This is a genomic window from Mesorhizobium sp. M7A.F.Ca.US.002.01.1.1, assembly GCF_004022955.1.
Lineage (GTDB): Bacteria > Pseudomonadota > Alphaproteobacteria > Rhizobiales > Rhizobiaceae > Mesorhizobium > Mesorhizobium ciceri.
Genome location: NZ_RZQE01001008.1, coordinates 1 through 684, shown reverse-complemented (window position 1 = coordinate 684; position 684 = coordinate 1). Strand labels below are relative to the sequence as shown.

The window sequence follows — 684 nt, the reverse complement described above, 5'->3', positions numbered from 1 at the left end:
CACCTGCTGGGTATGAGCCAGCGTTTTCAGCACGCCTTGCAGATCGAGCGGCTTGGCCGGGAAATCATAATAGCCGGTCATGCGGTTGGGATCGACGCGGCCGTTCTGGGCGTCGTGGGCATAGCGCAGCACACGCGCCGAAAGCGCCATCTCGAAACGGACGAGTTCTTTCAGTTGCGCATTGGCATCGGTCGACGATGCGCCGGCAGCGGGCACTTCGACCGTATAGTCGGCGGGCGTGAGGCCATAGCTTGAAGCCTCGCCAAGCACCCGCACCGCATCCTGCGCACGGCTGTTGAGGCTGGTTCCGCTTATCCAGATGAAATCCGGATTGGCCGAGTAGTACGCGATCAGCGCCTTGGCGATGTCGGGCTCGGCTAAGAGTTCGTAGTCGCCCAAGCTGGCAACCGCATCACGAAACGCGGCACCCGTAGCCGACGGGACGAAGGCGGCGTCCTGCGGTGTCGCCGGCGCCGGCGTCGCGGCCAATGCCGAGAAGTCGACGCGAACCAGCCGGTCGGCCTTGTAGGTGTAGTAGGACGGGCTGCTGATCTTCACATTGCCGCCGCCGCCACCGGACACTTTCGGCTTTGGCTTGTTCTTCGGTGGCGGGGGCGGAAACTCGCCTTTCGGCGCATGCCTGACGCCGCCGCCGAAAAGCATGTCGAAGAGCCCCTGCGCGCC

Annotated in this window: 1 pseudogene; it reads right to left on the bottom strand. The window is 64.3% G+C overall.

Annotated features, from left to right (window positions below):
* Positions 1–684 (bottom strand): annotated as a pseudogene (locus EN932_RS37410) (hypothetical protein); the annotation flags it as partial.